The sequence below is a fragment of the Gilliamella apis genome (assembly GCF_030758615.1).
In the GTDB taxonomy this organism is placed as follows: Bacteria; Pseudomonadota; Gammaproteobacteria; order Enterobacterales; family Orbaceae; genus Gilliamella; species Gilliamella apis_A.
The window spans coordinates 644,038-663,891 of record NZ_CP132381.1 but is presented as its reverse complement, the minus strand read 5'-3'; the positions used below and the strand labels follow the sequence as shown (position 1 = coordinate 663,891).

Below are 19,854 nucleotides of genomic sequence, written 5' to 3'. Positions count from 1 at the left end.
TAATATTACTGATGATAAATCGTCACATCTCATACGATTCACTATTAACTACAATGAACCGTAATAGCTAGCCCGCCACGAGAAGTCTCTCGATATTTAGCATTCATGTCTTTGCCTGTTTCGTACATAGTTTCAATCACTTTATCAAGCGAAACAATCGCCGCGGTCGTACGTCTTAATGCCATCCGAGTGGCATTAATGGCTTTCACTGCTGCAATCGCATTACGTTCAATACAAGGAACTTGTACTTGACCATCAACGGGATCACAAGTCAAACCTAAGTTATGTTCCATACCAATTTCGGCAGCCATACACACCTGTTGAGGATTCCCCCCTAACAATTCAGCTAATCCTGCTGCCGCCATAGAACAAGCTACACCAACCTCACCTTGACAGCCAACTTCTGCACCAGAAATGGAGGCATTTTTTTGATAAAGTAATCCAATAGCTCCACAGGTTAAAAAGTAACGAATAAAAATATCAGGTGATACAGGATCAATAAATTTATCGTAATATGCCAGTACAGCAGGGATGATACCGCAAGCCCCATTAGTCGGTGCTGTCACGACCCTACCGCCAGCGGCATTCTCTTCACTAACAGCTAGTGCAAACATATTTACCCAATCGATAATAATCATTGGATCATTATTACTTTTACTTGTTAATAATTGACGATACAACGCATTTGCTCGACGAGAAACCTTAAGAGCACCAGGTAATAATCCTTCGGTATTCATGCCTCGCTTAATACAATCAAGCATTGTTTGTCCAACTAAAGAAAAATAATTTATGATTTCCTCATGAGTATGATGTTGTAACTCATTTTTTAAAACAATACTAGATACCGACAATGAGTTATCATCACAATGCTGCAATAATTGTGCGGCGGTTGCAAAAGGGTAAGGTACATCTATTGCATTCTGATCTTGTAAACCGAACAATTCCTCTTCAACAATTTTACCACCACCCACTGAATAATAAGTCTTTTGCACAATTAGTTTGTCATGATGATAAGCACTTAACGTCATTCCATTTTCGTGTAATGGTAGAAAAGTAGAATGAAATATAATGCTTTGACTGGAAAAATCGACTTGGTATTGACCATTATATATTGGTAGCCGACAGCATTGATTCATGGTTTGAATAATGTGGGGGATCTGATCAATATTAACAGTATCAGGTTTTTCACCTGATAATCCGAGAATAATTGCCACATCAGTATGGTGACCTTTACCTGTCAGTGACAAAGAGCCATAAATATCAGCAACAATTTTAGTCACTAACGGCATTTGCTCATTATTAATAAGTAGATCAATAAATGCCTTACCTGCTCTCATTGGACCAACGGTATGTGAACTAGAAGGACCTATACCAATTTTGAATATATCAAAAACCGAACCCATTTTATCCCTTTTTGTAATCAATGACTTGCTCGTAATTATAGTTAAAAATGACTTATATTTAGTGCTATATTATGGTGATAACAATTGTCGAATCAAGCCATTAATTAAGATTAAATTATTAGCATAAAAAATTTTTGAAGAACGGGGTTTTTGACAGCTAATTTTAGCTAAAAAATTCTCAAAATTTTTATATCGAATCATAGTAGCAAATAACACCTGAATCTGACCGTATAATTTCCATGAAGCCACCAGACAATATTTCAGAGGGGTCATGAAAAAAACTAGGTTTGTCTTTTAATATCAATTTACCATAAAGTTTATTTTCAAAATATAAATCGCCATCATCAGTAATTGTGAAATGATCATCTGGCTCAATAAAACTAGGGCATGGGCATACCTCTGGATATGACAATTGACAACCATCAGTTCGCCAAGAAAACTCTAATACCTCTTGATAACTTAAATCAAACAAATGATATTTAGCAAATTTAATCGGCCAATATAAAATAAGACCTATTAAAAAGAGAAAGAATAAACGCTCTATTAATTTATGTATGTTCAATTTCCATTTGTCCATATTGATTAGTAACTTATTCTCAATAAACGATAATTTATCATTAATAAACATCTATAACCATAATTATTAATAAAATTACTTTTGTGTTGCGCTTGGTACTGCTAAACTAGCTAACATTTTTATTATATTTATATATAAATTATTTTTCGGGATAAATGTATGCGAACCAGTAAATATCTTCTATCTACATTAAAAGAAACGCCAGCAGATGCTGAAGTAATTAGTCATCAATTAATGTTACGTGCCGGCATGATCCGTAAAGTTGCTGCCGGATTATATACATGGCTACCCACAGGTTATCGTGTACTAAAAAAAGTCGAAAATATTGTTCGTGAAGAGATGAATAAAGCAGGTGCAATTGAAGTATTAATGCCTGTGGTACAACCTGCCGATATATGGCAAGAAAGTGGGCGTTGGGAACAATATGGTCCCGAATTATTACGCATTAAAGATCGTGGTGATCGTGATTTCGTCTTAGGCCCAACTCATGAAGAAGTGATCACTGACTTACTTCGTAATGAAGTGAGCTCTTATAAGCAATTACCGCTTAATGTATATCAAATTCAAACCAAATTCCGCGATGAAGTACGCCCACGTTTTGGTGTTATGCGTTCGCGTGAATTTATTATGAAAGATGCATACTCATTTCACACATCGCAAGAATCATTACAAGAAACTTATGATGATATGTATAAAGCTTACAGTGCAGTATTTACTCGTGCAGGCTTAAATTTTAGAGCAGTACGAGCTGATACTGGCTCAATTGGTGGTAACTGGTCACATGAATTCCAAGTATTAGCGGATAGTGGCGAAGATGATATTGTTTTTTCAACTGAGTCTGATTATGCGGCAAATATCGAAATGGCACAAGCACAAGCACCAACTCAAACTCGCCAATTTCCAACCAAGGAGATGCAATTAGTTGATACTCCAGATGCCAAAACTATTGATGAACTAGTAGCACAATTCAATTTACCAATTGAAAAAACCGTTAAAACATTAATGGTTAAAGCCACTAAAGAGAGTGGTCACCAACTAGTAGCTTTATTAGTTCGAGGTGATCATACCTTAAACGAAATCAAAGCAGAAAAAATCGATATTGTGGCGTCTCCACTTGAATTTGCAACCGAAGATGAAATTCGCGCATTAGTCAATGCAGGACCGGGCTCTCTAGGACCAATAAACCTAAATATGCCAATGATTATTGACCGTGATGTTGCTGTAATGAGTGATTTTGGTGCTGGTGCCAATATTGACCATAAACATTATTTCAATATCAATTGGGAACGCGATGTTGCTTTACCTCGCATCGAAGATATCCGCAATGTAGTCGAAGGCGATGTTAGCCCTGACGGCAAAGGTACATTGCAAATTAAACGTGGTATTGAAGTTGGACATATTTTCCAACTTGGTACTAAATATTCAGAAGCAATGAAAGCAACAGTGCAAGGTGAAGATGGACAAAATCATGTGATGATCATGGGTTGTTATGGTATCGGCGTTAGCCGAATAGTTGCCGCTGCAATCGAACAATGCCATGACGAACGTGGAATTATTTGGCCAGAAGCCATAGCACCATTTAGCGTTGTTATTATTCCAATGAATATGCACAAATCAGAAAGAGTACAGGCGACTGCAGAAAAACTCTATGCCGATCTACAAGCTGCCGGTATTGAAGTACTATTTGACGACCGTAAAGAACGCCCTGGTGTAATGTTTGCTGATGCTGAATTAATTGGTATTCCACACACTATTGTTATTGGTGATCGTAACCTTGATAATGGTGATGTAGAATATAAACATCGTGCTGGTGGGGATAAAGAATTGGTAAAAGTAGATCAAATCCTTGAATTTATTAAAAGCCGTCAACAATAAACATAACAATAGACAATTGTAGTAATGATAAATAGAACACAACAAGTAATAGCTCACTTTGGTTTGCAAATCGCCAAAAGAGTGAACATTATATTGTTGTGTTGCTTGATTTTTTTTATTAGCAGTTGCCAGTCAAATATTAATTCCGACCTCATTCCAAATAACTTTTATCAAGTATCTAACGATGTATATCGTTCTGAACAACCCTCGTTAAAACAGATAAAACAGCTTGATAAACTCGGCATTAAAACCATAATTAATCTGCGATTATGGCATAGTGATCGAGATAAAGTTGTCAATACAGGCATCACTGAGGTTTGGATCAATATGCGAGCAGGAAATATTTCTGATAAAAAAATAATTCAAATCCTTAAAACAATCAAAAATTCACCTAAACCGATATTGATTCATTGTTGGCATGGCAGTGACCGCACAGGCGTAGTTGTTGCTATGTATCGCTTAATTTTTCAAAACTGGAGTAAACATCAAGTTATTGATGAATTAATGCAACCTGAGTTTGGACATCATTATAATATTTATCCCAATATCAAAAACTATATTGAAAATGTTGATGTAGAACAAATTCGCCACGCAGTATTTGAATAACATTCATTATTTAAGATTATTAAATCGAGTAAATAAAATAATATAGAAGTAATAGCTCAAATTGATAAAATATTCAAAGTGATATTGTCTTTTTTTTAAGCTAGAATACTTAATTATCAATCTTTTTTATGAGTTAAAAGTATGTTAAAAAAAGCAATCGCATTAATAGTATCTACGTCGTTATTATTGCAAAATGCATCGATCGTTTATGCAGATAACATTAAGCTACCCGATATGGGCACCGCAGCTGCAGCTACATTAAGCATCGGGCAAGAAAAAGAGATGGGCGATTATTATATGCGCTTGTTACGTGGTAGTGCTCCGATTATTAATGATCCGGTTTTAAATCAATACATCAATGATTTAGGAAAAAAATTAGTTTCCAAATCTGAATCAGTACAGACGCCTTTTCACTTTTATGTTATGAGAAGTAATGTACTTAATGCCTTTGCTTTTTTTGGTGGCAATGTCGTCGTTCATTCAAGATTAATATTAGATACCGATAATGAAAGTCAATTAGCATCGGTAATGGCTCATGAAATCGGGCACGTGACACAACGCCATTTGGCTCGAGCAATGGAGGCTCAAAATAGTAATAGTCCATACGTTTGGGGGGCAACACTTGGCTCGTTATTACTAACTTTAGCCAATCCAGAAGCGGGTATGGCGGCAATGACAACTACTATGGCTAGTTCAACACAAAGTATGATTAGTTTTACCCAATCAAATGAACAAGAAGCGGATAGAGTTGGGCTTAGAACATTAACTAAAGCTGGATTTGATCCTTATGCTTCTTCTGAGTTTCTACAAAAACTTGCCGATCAAAGTCGCTTTAGCAGTAAGCCACCTGAAATCTTAATGACTCACCCTTTACCTAATAGCCGTTTATCAGATATTCGTAATCGTTCATTACAATACTCAAAAAAGAATGTTACGCCATCTTTAAATTATTATTTAGCCAAAGCTAGAATAGCAATATTGATGAGTAACAAAACTAATGCAAGATTATTGATTGAAGGTTATCGTAAACTGAATAATGAACAAAGTAAAATAGCGGTAATTTATGCTAATGCTTTAGTTGATTACAATAATAATAATTACCCAAAAGCCAAACAACAATTACAACCATTATTAGATAATGATCCAAATAATATTTGGTATATTGATCTAATGACGGATATTGACTTAGCGCTTAATAATAGTAGTGCTGCGATTAGTCGTCTTCAATCAGCATTAAAAAAATCACCTAATAGTTCCGCATTGCAATTAAATTTAGCTAATGCCTATGTAAAAGCACGCAATTACCAACAAGCAGTAAGTTTATTACATCGTTATACTTTTGATCATAATGATGATACTAACGGTTGGGATTTGCTAATAACCGCTTATGGTGGATTAAAGTCAAGAGCTCAAGAGATGAGTGCACGGGCTGAGTCAATCGCTCTAGAAGGAAATTTTACTGACGCGATTCGATTATTAACTAATGCTAAAACTCAAGCAAAAGGTAATCAAACCTTAATTGCAAAAATTGATGCCAGAATTAGTCAATTAAAACAGTTACAAAAACGTTATGCTGTTTATAGTAGAAGGTAGACTCACATTTCAGGCTAATGTTACTAATAGCATTAGCCTGAAAATGTCAAAGAATAATAGTAATTAATCGTCTAAATGATCAACATTATTATAAAATTTAACTGAATATTCGCCATCTTGTTGATCGTTGTTCTGTTTATAATTAACCACGCTAATACTGGTATTTAACATTCGAGGGAAATAGTTTTCATCACGATGTTGACGCCAATCACCACCATTTAAAACACAAAGTAATATTCGTAACACCGTACCATGCGATACAACTAAAATATTACCCTTATCTTGTGGCGCATTTTTGACAATTTCATTTAAAGCATTTTTCATACGAGAAAGGACATCAAGATAATTTTCACCTTGATTAATAGATGCATCAAACTTTTCTGGTTCAGTTAAATAGGTATTAAATTCTGGGAATTCTTTTTTTAGTGAAGGTACATGTCTCCCCTCCCAAAGCCCAAAATCCATTTCTCGCAAACCTTCCAGTTCAAAAGTAGGAATTACATTATCATTTTCATTAATAATATAGTCCCGAGTTTCCATTGCTCGTTGTTGAGGGCTAGAATAGGCTTGTATAAATGGCGTATTTTTTAGATGCTTTCCGGTTATTTTGGCACCTAAAATGCCATTTTCAGTAAGAGGCGAATTTTGTGACCCCTGCATCTGATCTTTAATATTCCATTCTGTTTGACCATGTCTAATTAAGTATAAATTAAGATCTTTCATGCTTATTAATTACCTTCTCATTTTAATCATTCTGTTTGTTGATATTTGTCATCTCTAATCTTTGTCAAACAATTTTGCAATACATCATCCAACGGAGCATTTAATTGCATCTCTTGTAAAGTTTTCGGATGAATAAATTTTACATTAGCGGCATGTAAAAATAATCGATTAAGTTTACTATCAGTTAATAATGCATCAAATTGACTATCACCATAGCGATCATCAAATGCAATTGGATGATTAGCATATTGAGTATGCACACGAATTTGGTGCGTACGACCAGTTACTGGGCTTGCCTTAACTAAGGTTGCAAAACCGAAACGTTCTTCTACTTTAAATCTCGTTTCTGAAGGTTTACCTTCGGCATTGACCTTAACCACTCGTTCACCACTTTTAAGAACATTTTTTAGTAATGGTGCTTGTACAACTTTACATTCAGAAGGCCAATTACCTTTCACTAAAGCTAAATAATTTTTTTGCATCTGTTTCAAACGTAATTGTTCGTGCAGTGACTTTAACGCAGAACGTTTTTTCGCAATCAATAAAATACCTGATGTTTCGCGGTCAATTCGATGCACTAATTCTAAAAATTTTGCTTCTGGTCGTAAGGCTCTTAATCCTTCAATAACACCAAAACTTAGACCACTACCACCATGTACGGCAATTCCGGATGGTTTATTAATGGCCAGAATAACATCATCTTCATAAATGATCGCTTTCTCCAAATCAGCAACTTTATTTAGTTTTGTGGAAATCTCAGGCACCGTTTTTTCAGAAACGCGTATAGGAGGGATACGCACTTGGTCACCAATAGCTAACTTGTATTCTGGTTTTATTCTTTTTTTGTTAACACGGACTTCACCTTTTCTAAGTATGCGATAAATCATACTTTTAGGCACACCTTTAAGATATGTAATGAGAAAATTATCAATGCGTTGAGCCTCATTTTCTTCACTAATTGTGACAAATGAGACTTGTTGTTTTGTTTGTTGAACTTTTGAGTCCATAAGAAAAGATTAATCCACCGTTTATAAATAAAAGTCGTTTCACATTATTAAAAAATAAACTACACTACTACTGGCTAAAAATTAATATCGATTAATTTCAATAAAATGAATTTAACACGATTATAACGGAATCCGGAGGAATAAAACAGTATGTTATCTCTGCTCAATCAATACTCTCGCGGTAGAGTTGCTTGGTTTTTATTATTTCTTTCCACCTTTATTTTTGAAATAACCGCTCTCTATTTTCAACATGGCTTAGGTCTAGCCCCTTGTACATTATGTATTTATCAACGTTGTGCAATTTACGGCATTATGCTTGGTAGCTTAATTGGGCTGATTGCGCCTAGCAAACTAATTTTTCGTTTAGCGGGTATTTTGGTGTGGTTATTTAGTGCCATTAAAGGTTTTAACTTAGCAATGTTTCATGCCCATTTACAGTTTGAACCAAATTTAGGTGATACCTGTGCTATTAATGTGCAATTTCCTTCTTGGTTAGCATTAAATGAATGGTTGCCAAGCATGTTTAATGCTTATGGCTCATGTGCAGACAAAATTTGGTCTTTTTTAACTATTGAAATGTCGCAATGGATGATCATTATTTTTGCTTGTTACCTTTTGGTGAGTTTGGTGATACTCTTTTCTCAACTCTTTTCACCGAATAAAAAGTCAATCTGGAGTAAATAAACTTTTCGACTAGCACTTTTTGGTAAGTTTGTTAGAATGTGTGGCAATTTAATTTTACAAATTATCACACATTCATGCTTTTGGAATATCATCCCCCCATTGATCCGTGGCTAACTATTTTATATCAAGATGATCATATTGTTGTTGTTAATAAACAACCCGGTATATTATCTGTTTCAGGCAATAAGCCACAATTTATAGATAGTATTATCCATCGTTTACAACAAAAATATAGTTATGTTGAATCAGTCCATCGTCTCGATATGGCAACCAGTGGTATCATGGTTGCAGCTTTATCAAAATTGGCTGATAGAGAAATTAAAAAACAATTCCGCGAACGAATACCGAAAAAAAATTATATTGCCGTAGTTCATGGCCATCTTGAAAATGATATTGGCCAAGTCGAATTACCATTAATTTGTGATTGGCCTAATCGCCCACGGCAAATGGTTGACCACGAAAATGGCAAATATGCATTAACCCATTATCAAGTTATTGCTCGTAATGATGATAATACCACTAGAGTTGCACTATTTCCGTTCACAGGACGCTCCCATCAATTACGAGTTCATATGCAAGCAATCGGACATCCAATATTAGGGGATAAATTTTATGCTCATCCTGAAGCATTTTCGATGTCAAAACGATTATTGTTACATGCACAACTACTCACAATAAATCACCCTAAAACTGGGGAGAGTATGACATTTTGCTGTGAGCCTGATTTTTAAATTTTAAGCAATATTTCTATCAGTAATATTCAATTTACTAATAGCGATATAACACAAATTAGTTATGGAGTCATAAAATGCAAAAAATTGTTTTAGCTACCAACAATCAAGGAAAAGTCAACGAATTACAACAGCTTTTAGCCAATGCAGGCTTTGATGTTGTAGCCCAAAGTGCATTCAATGTTCCTGATGTAGAAGAAACCGGTTTAACATTTATTGAAAATGCTATCTTAAAAGCTAGACATACTGCAAAGCTGACACAATTACCGGCAATTGCTGATGATTCTGGCTTAGTTGTTGACGCGCTCAAGGGCCAACCAGGCATATATTCAGCTCGTTATGCTGGAGAACATGGCAATGATAAAAGTAATAATGAGAAATTATTACTTGCATTAAAAGATGTAGCAAAAGAAAAAAGAACCGCATACTTTTATTGTGCACTTGCTTTTATGCGACACGAAAATGATCCAACGCCTATTATTTGTTTAGGAAAATGGAACGGATTAATTTTGAATGAACCACATGGCAATGGTGGATTTGGTTATGATCCATTATTTTTTATTCCAGAACTTAATTGTAGTGCAGCAGAACTCACCAAAGAGCATAAAAGCCAAATTTCTCATCGTGGACAAGCACTTAAACAATTAATTGCCAAAATAAAAACTGAGTACTAGCCAGATAATCTGGCTTTTCAGATCGCTGTTTATTTTCAATAATTTAACATTTTGAACTAAACAGTATATACTAGAACACCAATTATTTTGGAGTTGATATTGTGATATTATTGATAGTTAGTGGCCGTTCAGGTTCGGGTAAATCAATTGCATTACGTGCACTAGAAGATATGGGATTTTATTGTGTTGATAATATTCCTATTGCATTATTGCCCCAACTGGCTGAATCATTAAAAGATAATAATACCCCTGTTGCGGTCAGTCTAGATATTCGAAATTTGCCTGATCATTTTGATTTTAATCATGATATTCTCCAACGTTTACCTTCTTCTGTCACACCTGAAATAATCTTTTTTGATTGTAGTCGTAATACACTGATTCGACGTTATAGCGAAACCAGACGAATACATCCACTTACCAATCAAAAATATTCATTAGAAGAAGCCATCGATCGAGAAGAAACCTATTTAGAGCCTTTAAAATCACATGCGAGTTTGATGATAAATACCGACAACCTTTCTGTTCATGAGTTATCAACTATTCTTAGAACCAGAGTTTTAGGTAAAAAAGAACGAGAATTAACCATGATCTTTGAATCATTTGGATTTAAACATGGTTTACCCGTCGATGCTGATTTTGTGTTTGACGTTAGATTTTTACCGAATCCCCATTGGGATATCAATTTACGTCCATTAACCGGCTTAGATGAACCAGTTAAAAACTATTTATTAAAACATGATGAGGTAGCGAATTTCATTTATCAAACCGCCAATTATCTACAACAATGGTTGCCAATGTTAGAAAAAAATAACCGTAGCTACCTGACTATTGCCATTGGTTGTACTGGTGGACAACACCGCTCTGTATTTATCGCTGAACAATTAGCCGAGTTTTTTAAAGCGCAAAATAAACAAGTTCAAATTCGTCATCGTACGCTTGAAAAGCAATAACTGTTGTTATTCGAGAGAATTAAGATTTGATATATCTGTAAATCGTTTTTTATATTTTTCAAATATATCTTTAATTGTCGGTTTGAGTTTAGATTTAGTTCGTGGTGTTGTGATCAACTGACTAACTTTTACTAGTTCAATATCGTCAGGTAAATTAGCTAATTTTGTACGTAAGACATTCACGGTTTGTGGATGAGGGTGACCAATAGCAATGGCATGTCCATTTTTTTGAGCCATTTTTATTGCCAAATCAAACTGCCGAGCAATAGCATATTCTTTTTGTTGATCATCTAAAAATACATCGCGTCCAATAACCGCTATATTGTATTCACTTGCAGCATTTTTAACTTGAGTCTTACCTATCGTTTTACTATCTAAAAAAAACATTGAATAGTGACTTAACGCCTTCATGACGTTATGCATACCATTTAAATTTGCAGTCATTAAACTGCCCATATGATTATTCACACCAATCGCATACGGTACACGCGAGACCGCATCATCAACGATTCTTTTTACTTCTAACTCACTCATATAGGGAAATAGAGTATCTTTCTCTAGAGGTTGTTTCCCCAAAGGAGCCATGGGTAAGTGAATAATAACATCATTACCATGTTCATGAGCAATGGTCGCAATCCGTCTAGCATTCGGTGAATGAGGAAGAACGGCAATTGTGATGTTGTCGGAGAATGAAATAATCTGTTCTTCATTGTGCTGGCGATAACCAAAATCATCTATAACTAATGCTAATTTTGCTGCTAATACATTATTAGCATTAAATAATAAAAATAATACTCCTACTTTTAATAGATGTTTTATCATTTTAACCAACCATTTGGATCTAATGCTTTACCATCTCGACGAATTTCAAAATAAAGGCCAGAGATATTTTGACCACCACTGGAGCCAACAATAGCAATTGGCTGTTGAGCTCGAACTTTTTCACCTACTTCAACTAACACTCGTTGGTTATAACCATATAAACTCATATCGCCTTTACCATGTTCAAGTGCAACAACAAATCCATATCCTTGTAACCAACTGGCTAAGATAACTCGTCCATCAGCAATGGCTTTAACTTGAGTGCCATCTCTAGCATCGATGACCATCCCTTTCCAACGGAGTTCACCTTGTAATGCTTCGCCAAATCGATGAATAATATTACCATTTACAGGCCAATTAAATTGGTGTTGCGGTTTACCAATACCACTGACTCGAGCCATTAATGCCCGCTCATTAGCATTAAGTGTGTAATTGGTATTCTTTTGTTGTTTTTCTTCTATATTTTTTGCTTGCCTAGCCTCTTCTTCGGCTATTTTTCTGCTTTCTCGTTCCGCCTGGGCAATTCTAGCCTGTAATTTTGCTTCATTATCTTTTAGCTCGTCTAATTTTTGTTGATTTTTCTGCATTGAGGATTCAAGTAGATTGATAGTTTTTTTACGATTTTGGTGATTTTTTTCTAGGGCTAACTGTTCTTGTTTCTGCTTAGTATTCAATGTTTTTTGCGTGCTCTGTGTCTTTTTCAAAGCCGTTTTCTTTTCACTAAGTTGTACTTGTGTTTCGCGAAGCATATTTATTTGCTGTTGTCGTGCTTCATTAATATAACGAAAATAAGTAATAAGACGCTCATTACGCTCACTTTGTTCGCTAGCAAAAATGAGTTTAAAGTTGGTGTTTTTTCCTAGCTTGAATGCACTTTCTAACTGTTTTGCTAACTCATTGCGTTGTTGTTGTTGTTTAATTTTTAAATCATCGATTTGCTTAATTAAAGAAATGATTTCACTATCTAGCTTTTTAAGTGTAAGACTATTTTTCTCAATTGATGTTAGTAATTTTGCTATTTCTGTTTCTTGCTCTTTAAGATCACTCATTAATTGAGTTCGCTCTTTTTTTTGCTCTGCTAAACGTTTCTCTTGTTCTTCGATTGAACGACGTAAAGATTGTAATTGTTGATTATCATCAGCATACACAAAATGTGTATTTATTAATCCAATAAAAAATATAATCAACAGTTTATGATAAATAGACATGGCCTTTTTATTTTTGATTTTTTACCAAGCAATATAGATGACTTCACTATACCGATAAATGGCTAAAGATGCAAAATGAAAACTATCTTGTGTAGCTTAATCAATATAAAGTAATTAGGCATTTCACAAGCACTAATAAAAAGTATAAAATGTAGCACTATTTAATTTGTAGAAAAAATTAATTCAACCATAAAGATAACATCATGCAAAAGTTTAATGTCAAAACCTTTCAAGGGTTAATACTTACGTTACAAGATTACTGGGCTAATCAAGGTTGTACAGTGATTCAGCCATTAGATATGGAAGTAGGTGCCGGTACTTCTCATCCAATGACGTGTTTACGAGCACTTGGTCCGGAACCAATTAATGCTGCTTATGTTCAACCATCTCGCCGCCCAACTGATGGTCGTTATGGTGAAAATCCGAATAGGTTACAGCATTATTATCAATTTCAAGTTATCTTAAAACCATCACCAGACAACATTCAAGAACTCTATCTAGGATCGTTAAAGGAACTTGGTCTTGATCCAACTATCAACGATATTCGTTTTGTAGAAGATAACTGGGAAAACCCAACATTAGGTGCATGGGGATTAGGTTGGGAAGTATGGCTAAATGGCATGGAAGTAACTCAATTTACTTACTTCCAACAAGTCGGTGGGCTTGAATGTAAACCAGTCACCGGTGAAATTACCTATGGATTAGAACGACTAGCAATGTATATCCAAGGTGTAGATAGTGTTTACGACTTAGTTTGGAGCGATGGAGCATTCGGTAAAACTACTTATGGTGATGTTTTTCATCAAAATGAAGTCGAACAATCAACCTATAATTTCGAATACGCTAATACTGATTTCTTATTTTATTGTTTTGAACAACATGAAAAAGAAGCAAAATTATTACTTGAATTAGAAAAACCGCTGCCATTACCAGCTTACGAACGTATTTTAAAAGCGGCGCACTGTTTTAATTTATTAGATGCTCGTAAAGCGATTTCGGTAACTGAACGCCAACGTTATATATTACGAATCAGGACATTAACCAAAATGGTGGCTGAAGCATATTACGCATCTCGTGAAGCACTAGGATTTCCAATGTGCCAAAATTCAAGTTCTAACCAAAATGCAGCAAAGTAGGAGTTGATATATTATGCAAAAAACATTTTTAGTGGAAATCGGTACTGAAGAATTACCACCAAAATCACTCCGTTCTTTAGCTGAAAGCTTTGCAGCTAATTTTATTGAACAACTTGGTAATGCTAATTTAGAACACGGTGAAGTACTTTGGTATGCATCACCACGACGTTTAGCGTTAAAAGTTTTGAATTTAAATGATACTCAACCAGATAGCCAAATCGTTAAAAGAGGCCCCGCAGTCAGTGCAGCATTTGATGCAAATGGTAACCCGACAAAAGCAGCCGAAGGTTGGGCTCGTGGTTGTGGAATTGATATATCACAAGCAGAACGAATTCAAACCGATAAAGGCGAATGGCTATCTTATACTCACAATCAAAAAGGTCAACCTGTTGTCAATTTACTTTGTGATATGGTTAAAAATGCCTTAAATAAATTGCCGATTCCTAAACCGATGCGCTGGGCAGCTCGTCAAGTTGAATTTATTCGACCTAGTCATACAGTCACGATGTTATATGGCGATGAACTAGTACCTGGTATCATTTTAGATATTGAATCAAACCGAATCATTCGTGGTCACCGCTTTATGGGCGAGCAACAATTTACTATTGATAATGCTGACCAATATCCAGAAATTCTTGAGCAACGTGGAAAAGTTGTCGCTGATTATGACAAGCGAAAATCAATCATCAAACAGCAAGCTGAAGAAGCAGCTGCTAAACTAAATGGTAAAGCAGATTTAACTGAAAGCTTACTTGAAGAAGTTTCATCATTAGTTGAATGGCCGGTGGTATTGACTGCTAAATTTGAAGAAAGATTTTTAGCGGTTCCAGCTGAATCATTGGTATACACTATGAAAGGTGATCAAAAATATTTCCCTGTTTATGACAAACAAGGAAAATTGTTACCAAATTTCATTTTTGTTGCCAATATTGAATCCAAAGACCCGCAAGTTGTTATTTCTGGGAATGAAAAAGTCGTTCGTCCACGTTTAGCAGATGCTGAATTCTTTTATAAAACAGACTTGAAACAAAGCCTAGAAGATTGTCTTCCTCGCCTTGAAACGGTTTTGTTCCAACAACAACTAGGTACAGTTAAAGATAAAGCACTCCGCATTGAAGCCTTATCCGGTTTTATTGCTGAAAAAACTGGAGCTAATGTTGAACAAGCCAAACGAGCAGGAAAATTAACTAAATGCGATTTAGTCACCAATACTGTATTTGAATTTCCTGAAACGCAAGGCATTATGGGACGATACTTAGCGATTAAAGATGGTGAAAGTATTGAAGTTGCCACAGCTATTGAAGAACAATACAAACCACGTTTTTCTGGTGATGAGTTACCAAGTACAGCAGTTGCCAGCGCAGTCTCAATTGCTGAAAAAATGGATACATTAGCGGGTATTTTTGGTATTGGCCAACATCCAAAAGGAGATAAAGATCCTTTTGCGCTTCGTCGTGCAGCTATTGGCGTATTACGCATTATTGTTGAAAAAGATTTACCTATTGATTTAGTCGAATTAGCTAATTTTGCCACATCATTATATGGCGATAAATTAACTAACCAAAATGTTGTTGAGGACATTGTCAACTTTATGCAAGGTCGATTCCGAGCTTGGTATCAAGAAAAAGGATTTGCTATCGATACGATTCAAGCTGTACTCGCCATCAATCCAACCAGACCAGCTGATTTTGATGCCCGTGTCAATGCAGTAACACATTTTAGAACGTTGCCAGAAGCTTCTTCATTAGCTGAAGCTAATAAGCGAGTATCAAATATTTTATCGAAGACCGCAGATACTATTCCTGAAAATATTAACGCTTCATTGCTCGAAGCTGGTGCTGAAGGCGAATTAGCGATGCAAATAGCGGTATTAACAGATAAGTTAGCTCCTTATTTTACTAAGGGACAATATCAAGAGGCTTTAGTTGAATTAGCATCACTTAAAGCACCTATAGATACCTTTTTTGAGAAAGTTATGGTAATGATTGATGATGATAAAATTAAACTAAACCGATTGGCTCTTTTAAAGAAATTACAAAATTTATTTTTAAAAGTTGCCGATATTTCATTATTACAATCATAATTATTAAATTGAATTTATACTCCGTGGTAATACTTGTATTACCACATAGAAGGAAACATGATGGATTCACAAAGAAACCTTTCATTTACAGCTATTTTTCAACAAACGATTAACTTTATCCGTAATCGATTTTCCCTAATAGCGATATCAAGTATTGTACTTGGGTTAATTAATACCCTAATTATAAATTGTGTAATTGATCTCGAACGCCTATTGGTAGATTTAGAATTATTTAATCAATTCGGTATGGTCACCAATTATGTTATGCAATCCCTCCTAGTTCTATATTTGGTGAATGTAGTTTTGGTTTCAATCATATTGAGCATTATCAGTAATTTATCAATGAGTAACAAACTTAATCCAAGTTTAATATTCTCGCGAATACTATCAATATGCCTGAATATACTTGGTTTTTCTGTTTTATATATGTTAATTTGTATTCCTATCGTTATTGTATTCTTACTGGTCCTTAGCATAATAGGATTGCTTCTACCCCAAATGGTATCATTACTATTAATATTGATGATAGGTTGCACCGCTTTAGTAATTTATAAGTCGATTTTTAATTATTTTCTCGTTTCAGCAGCACAACCTAACTCGATGCCTTTTTTTCAAAGATTTAGTGCCTGCCACAAGTTTTTCTTCCAAAATTGGAAAGCGCCTGTTTTAATGATTTTAATCAGCGTTATTTTTACTGGAATACTGAGTGGTATAAGTTCTTTATTAGGAAAAAATATTGTTATTGATGTTATATCTACCTCACTAGCTGTGTTTGCTGATTTCTTTATATTTAGCTTCTTTTATCGTTTATACAGCGTAAATAATAGTATTGAATCGACAAAATTAGATGATAATGACAAACTAATAATTTCTTAATTATCATTAATCCCTATTAATAAAATTTAATAGGGATTATTAATTTCTAATTCTCACCGAAAATCTTTATGTTACGGTTATTATTATGACGCCAGCCATTAGATTACTAAAAAATCAGAAAATAAAATTTAATATTCATCAATATCAGCACGATGCCGATCAGACTCGTTATGGTCAAGAAGCTGCCAATAAACTTGGATTAGAACTTAATATTGTTACCGGTCAAATATTTAAAACCTTAATCGTGAGCATCAATGGTGATAATAAGACATTGGCAGTTTGTGTTCTGCCTGTTGATTGTTCTTTAGATCTAAAACAAGTTGCTAAAATACTAGATTGTAAAAAAATTGAGTTGGCTGATCCACATTTAGCACAAAAAACGACTGGTTATGTAGTGGGTGGAATCAGCCCATTGGGTCAAAAAAAATTATTACCGACACTGATTGATATTAGTGCTAAACAGTACCAAACAATGTTAGTTTCAGGTGGCAAACGAGGATTAGAAATCGAAATATCCCCATATGATTTAGCCAATCTATTGAATGCCAAATTTAGCAAATTAACCACTTAAATAACAATTGATATTGATAAAGATTGATAATAATTATGAAAAATTAATAGACTGAAGAATAAAAAAGAAGAGAATTTGATATATTAACAACAAGGCCATAACTTATCCATGTATGGCCTTTGATGCTACCCTATCAATAATGATAGGAAAAAAGCAAACAATAATATTATTTGATTGCTTCTTTTAAGCTTTTACCAGAAACAAATGCTGGTACTTTGCTTGCTGCAATTTTAATTTCTTTACCAGTTTTTGGATTACGACCAGTACGAGCTTTACGAGCATTAACTTTAAATGTACCAAAACCAACTAGTTGAACCGGCTCACCAGCTTTTAGTGATTCAGTGATAGCAGCAAGAGTTGCTTCTAACGCTGTTTTAGCGGCAACTTTAGTAATATCAGCTTTACTAGCGATAGCATCTACAAGTTCTGTTTTATTCATGGATATATCCTTACATATTTATTTTATTGTTAAAGTTAACATTTTTAGCAAAATTTAATCACTTAATTTTGCTTCTGTAAACATCATTCAGATTACATTGCTGTTAAATGTAGTCTATATTTGTGTAATGTTAAAGAAAAATTTAATAAAAATTAAAAAAATCACTCCGTAAGCGATTTAATCGCTCAAAAAAACACCAATATTACTCGTTTTAGTAGATCTTATATCCTCCTTTAAGCCTTTAATTAGATCAATCATTTCATTGTTTTCATTACTTAATAATCGAAAAATATCCCATTGTAAGTCAAACTCTTCAATAACACTAGGTAATTGCGATTGTTCTTGCTCCGAAAGTTCAATATTGTCCCTTGTCATTTCAAATTCAGCTACCGTTGTTGCCGAGATACTACTCACTTTAGCCGAATGTTCGACTATTTCACCACTGATATAAGAATGTAAAATCTCACTCAGCGCCTGACAAGCATCAATAGCCGGATAAACCATATACGGACTATCTTCATTGAGGATTGGAATTATCAATTCCAGTTTTTCGAGTTGTAAATCGAAATTGATTTTAACATTTTCTACTAATAATGACTCCCAAATTAAATCAAGAATTTTTTTAAAACCAACAGCTGATTGTTCATCTTGTTGTAAATGGCAATAATAAACAAAGTTTGGATACATTCGTTCACATAAGCAAACCATGAATAAACGCTGTTGCCAAACAGCTAACTTTGCTATTCTTAATTGAACTGGATTTTTAATCATAAGTGGAACCTTTTGGACTGTTGATGTACTGCTTTTACTAAATATTGTACATGTTCAATGGGTGTATCTTGATGAATACCATGCCCCAAATTAAAAATATGGCCATTATAGTGACCAAAATCAGTTAGTACCGATTCAACTTGAGACTCTATGGTTTCTTCATTTGCGTACAATATTGAAGGATCTAAATTACCTTGTACAGCAATATTACCCTTTTGAGCAATTAGATTCAAATCTACAGTCCAATCAACACCTATTGCATCACTTCCTGATTTACAAATTGTATCCAACCATAATCCCCCCCCTTTGGTAAATAGCGTAACAGGGACATAAGAAGTAATATTGTTACTTTTCTTACCACGCTTTAATTGCGAAAGAATTAATTGCATATAATGCAAAGAAAATTCACGATAACTCTGATGGCTAAGTACTCCGCCCCAAGTATCAAATATCATAATCGCTTGCGCTCCGGCATCAATTTGTGCATTTAGATACAGTGCCACACTATTAGCCAATTTTTCCAATAATAGATGTAACGCTTTTGGTTCGCAATAAAGCATTTTCTTTATTTTTGTAAAAGCTTTACTACTGCCACCTTCAATCATATAAGTAGCTAATGTCCATGGACTACCTGAAAAGCCGATTAAGGGTACTTTACCGGCCAACTCTTGCTTAGTTAAACGAATGGCATCCATCACATATTTAAGTGATTGTTCTGGATCGGGTATTGGCAATTGTTCTATATCTACCAAACTAGAAATTGTTTTTTCGAATTTGGGGCCTTCACCAGCTTCAAAATACAATCCAAGTCCCATAGCATCGGGAATGGTTAAGATATCAGAAAAGATAATTGCGGCATCAAGTTCAAAGCGTCGCAACGGTTGTAAAGTCACTTCACATGCGAGTTCTGGCGTTTGACACATTGTCATAAAATCGCCGGCTTTTGCTCTAAGCTGTCGATATTCAGGCAAATAGCGACCAGCTTGACGCATCATCCAAACTGGCGTGTAATCTACCGGCAAACACTGTAATGCGCGTAAGTAACGATCGTTTTTCAATTGGCTCATCTTTTAGTTCTATAAATTTGCTAGTTGGTAATAAAATAGTTAAAGCGACATTTTAGTT

Annotated in this window: 20 protein-coding genes; 11 read left to right on the top strand and 9 right to left on the bottom strand. The window is 34.7% G+C overall.

Annotated elements, in window-relative coordinates; translation table 11 throughout:
• Positions 1 to 44 precede the first annotated feature (44 nt).
• Positions 45 to 1,403, bottom strand: a complete 1,359-nt coding sequence (locus RAM17_RS03145; RefSeq protein ID WP_110448682.1) for an L-serine ammonia-lyase — start codon at positions 1,401 to 1,403, stop codon at positions 45 to 47.
• Between the two features lie 187 nt (positions 1,404 to 1,590).
• Positions 1,591 to 2,031 carry a hypothetical protein gene (locus RAM17_RS03140; protein WP_110448681.1) on the bottom strand — a complete coding sequence of 147 codons (441 nt, stop codon included), beginning with the start codon at positions 2,029 to 2,031 and terminating at the stop codon, positions 1,591 to 1,593.
• A 108-nt stretch (positions 2,032 to 2,139) separates the two neighbouring features.
• Here RAM17_RS03140 and proS point away from each other — a divergent pair, with 108 nt between their 5' ends.
• The 3 genes from proS (at position 2,140) to RAM17_RS03125 (ending at position 6,054) form a co-directional block, all read left to right on the top strand.
• Positions 2,140 to 3,855 (top strand): proline--tRNA ligase, encoded by a 1,716-nt coding sequence (gene proS, locus RAM17_RS03135; RefSeq protein WP_110448680.1) that lies wholly within the window; start codon positions 2,140 to 2,142, stop codon positions 3,853 to 3,855.
• Positions 3,856 to 3,879: 24 nt separating this feature from the next.
• Complete coding sequence (locus RAM17_RS03130) at positions 3,880 to 4,461, top strand: tyrosine-protein phosphatase (RefSeq protein WP_110448679.1); 582 nt, start codon at positions 3,880 to 3,882, stop codon at positions 4,459 to 4,461.
• A gap of 141 nt (positions 4,462 to 4,602) precedes the next feature.
• Positions 4,603 to 6,054: a beta-barrel assembly-enhancing protease gene (locus RAM17_RS03125; RefSeq protein WP_110448678.1), complete on the top strand. Its 1,452-nt coding sequence runs from the start codon at positions 4,603 to 4,605 to the stop codon at positions 6,052 to 6,054.
• A 63-nt stretch (positions 6,055 to 6,117) separates the two neighbouring features.
• Here the strand turns inward: RAM17_RS03125 and RAM17_RS03120 are convergent, their stop codons facing one another.
• Positions 6,118 to 6,777 carry a histidine phosphatase family protein gene (locus RAM17_RS03120; RefSeq protein ID WP_110448677.1) on the bottom strand — a complete coding sequence of 220 codons (660 nt, stop codon included), beginning with the start codon at positions 6,775 to 6,777 and terminating at the stop codon, positions 6,118 to 6,120.
• Between the two features lie 26 nt (positions 6,778 to 6,803).
• Complete coding sequence (rluC, locus tag RAM17_RS03115; protein WP_110448676.1) at positions 6,804 to 7,784, bottom strand: 23S rRNA pseudouridine(955/2504/2580) synthase RluC; 981 nt, start codon at positions 7,782 to 7,784, stop codon at positions 6,804 to 6,806.
• Positions 7,785 to 7,934: 150 nt separating this feature from the next.
• Between rluC and dsbB the strand changes: the two genes are divergently transcribed.
• From dsbB to rapZ, 4 genes are all read left to right on the top strand, one after another.
• Complete coding sequence (gene dsbB / locus RAM17_RS03110) at positions 7,935 to 8,468, top strand: disulfide bond formation protein DsbB (RefSeq protein ID WP_110448675.1); 534 nt, start codon at positions 7,935 to 7,937, stop codon at positions 8,466 to 8,468.
• A 74-nt stretch (positions 8,469 to 8,542) separates the two neighbouring features.
• A complete protein-coding gene (gene rluA / locus RAM17_RS03105; RefSeq protein ID WP_110448674.1) occupies positions 8,543 to 9,199 on the top strand; it encodes a bifunctional tRNA pseudouridine(32) synthase/23S rRNA pseudouridine(746) synthase RluA in 657 nt (218 codons plus the stop codon).
• A gap of 77 nt (positions 9,200 to 9,276) precedes the next feature.
• On the top strand, positions 9,277 to 9,873 hold the full coding sequence (locus RAM17_RS03100) for an XTP/dITP diphosphatase (RefSeq protein ID WP_110448673.1): 597 nt from the start codon (positions 9,277 to 9,279) through the stop codon (positions 9,871 to 9,873).
• A gap of 101 nt (positions 9,874 to 9,974) precedes the next feature.
• Positions 9,975 to 10,823: an RNase adapter RapZ gene (gene rapZ / locus RAM17_RS03095; protein WP_110448672.1), complete on the top strand. Its 849-nt coding sequence runs from the start codon at positions 9,975 to 9,977 to the stop codon at positions 10,821 to 10,823.
• Between the two features lie 6 nt (positions 10,824 to 10,829).
• Here rapZ and RAM17_RS03090 read toward each other — a convergent pair whose 3' ends face one another.
• Together RAM17_RS03090 and envC are read right to left on the bottom strand one after the other, a co-directional pair.
• Positions 10,830 to 11,645, bottom strand: coding sequence for a divergent polysaccharide deacetylase family protein (locus tag RAM17_RS03090; protein WP_110448671.1), 816 nt, complete (start codon positions 11,643 to 11,645; stop codon positions 10,830 to 10,832).
• On the bottom strand, positions 11,642 to 12,853 hold the full coding sequence (gene envC / locus RAM17_RS03085) for a murein hydrolase activator EnvC (protein WP_110448670.1): 1,212 nt from the start codon (positions 12,851 to 12,853) through the stop codon (positions 11,642 to 11,644). Before envC ends, RAM17_RS03090 begins: the two co-directional genes overlap by 4 nt.
• 203 nt (positions 12,854 to 13,056) lie before the next feature.
• On the opposite strand from envC, the gene glyQ reads away from it, so the two are divergent.
• The 4 genes from glyQ (at position 13,057) to ybaK (ending at position 17,519) form a co-directional block, all read left to right on the top strand.
• Positions 13,057 to 13,989, top strand: coding sequence for a glycine--tRNA ligase subunit alpha (gene glyQ / locus RAM17_RS03080; protein ID WP_110448669.1), 933 nt, complete (start codon positions 13,057 to 13,059; stop codon positions 13,987 to 13,989).
• 10 nt (positions 13,990 to 13,999) lie between these two features.
• A complete protein-coding gene (gene glyS, locus RAM17_RS03075; protein ID WP_372339518.1) occupies positions 14,000 to 16,072 on the top strand; it encodes a glycine--tRNA ligase subunit beta in 2,073 nt (690 codons plus the stop codon).
• 57 nt (positions 16,073 to 16,129) lie between these two features.
• Positions 16,130 to 16,948, top strand: a complete 819-nt coding sequence (locus RAM17_RS03070; RefSeq protein WP_146208349.1) for a hypothetical protein — start codon at positions 16,130 to 16,132, stop codon at positions 16,946 to 16,948.
• Between the two features lie 85 nt (positions 16,949 to 17,033).
• Entirely contained in the window at positions 17,034 to 17,519 is a 486-nt protein-coding gene (ybaK, locus tag RAM17_RS03065) for a Cys-tRNA(Pro) deacylase (protein WP_110448666.1), read from the top strand.
• Positions 17,520 to 17,685: 166 nt separating this feature from the next.
• Here ybaK and RAM17_RS03060 read toward each other — a convergent pair whose 3' ends face one another.
• The 3 genes from RAM17_RS03060 to hemE all read right to left on the bottom strand — a co-directional run bounded on the left by RAM17_RS03060 (position 17,686) and on the right by hemE (position 19,796).
• The gene (locus RAM17_RS03060; protein WP_065558407.1) at positions 17,686 to 17,958 is read right to left on the bottom strand and encodes an HU family DNA-binding protein; all 273 of its coding nucleotides are present in this window, start codon (positions 17,956 to 17,958) and stop codon (positions 17,686 to 17,688) included.
• 177 nt (positions 17,959 to 18,135) lie between these two features.
• Positions 18,136 to 18,729, bottom strand: a complete 594-nt coding sequence (locus RAM17_RS03055) for a YjaG family protein (protein ID WP_110448665.1) — start codon at positions 18,727 to 18,729, stop codon at positions 18,136 to 18,138.
• On the bottom strand, positions 18,726 to 19,796 hold the full coding sequence (hemE, locus tag RAM17_RS03050; RefSeq protein WP_110448664.1) for a uroporphyrinogen decarboxylase: 1,071 nt from the start codon (positions 19,794 to 19,796) through the stop codon (positions 18,726 to 18,728). The genes RAM17_RS03055 and hemE overlap by 4 nt, the downstream gene beginning before the upstream one ends.
• Between the last annotated feature and the right edge of the window lie 58 nt (positions 19,797 to 19,854).